1 protein-coding gene is annotated in these 445 nt (G+C 65.4%); it reads left to right on the top strand.

The window, feature by feature from the left end; genetic code table 11:
• Nucleotides 1-445, top strand: a 445-nt coding sequence (locus KIP88_RS46100) for a phosphopantetheine-binding protein (RefSeq protein ID WP_214494665.1), incomplete at both ends; no start/stop codon positions are given.

Below are 445 nucleotides of genomic sequence, written 5' to 3'. Positions count from 1 at the left end.
GCGCCACGACCACTTCTTCGAACTCGGCGGCCACTCGCTCCTGGCGGTGCAGCTCTTGAGCCGGCTGCGGCGGTTGTCGCTCGGGGTGGAGGTGCGCACCCTGTTCGCCAGGCCGGTGCTGGCCGATCTTGCCGCAAGCCTTGGCAGCCATCACGAGGTGGCGGTGCCTGCCAACCTGATCACCGAGCAGAGTACGGCGATTACGCCGCAGATGCTGCCGCTGATCGAGCTGACGCAGGGCGAGATCGATCGGATCGTCGCCATGGTGCCTGGTGGCGTCGGCAACATCCAGGACATTTATGGCCTGTCGCCGCTGCAGGACGGCATCCTGTTCCATCATCTGCTGGCCAGCCGGGGCGATCCCTACCTGCTGGTGTCGCAGATGGCGTTTGCCGACCGTGGCCTGTTGGAGCGCTATCTTGGTGCGGTTCAGCAAGTGGTGGAC

This window comes from Bradyrhizobium sp. SRL28 (genome assembly GCF_018596315.1).
Classification (GTDB): Bacteria; Pseudomonadota; Alphaproteobacteria; order Rhizobiales; family Xanthobacteraceae; genus Bradyrhizobium.
The sequence above is the reverse complement of the archived record's forward strand: the minus strand, read 5'-3'. Positions and strand labels throughout refer to the sequence as shown.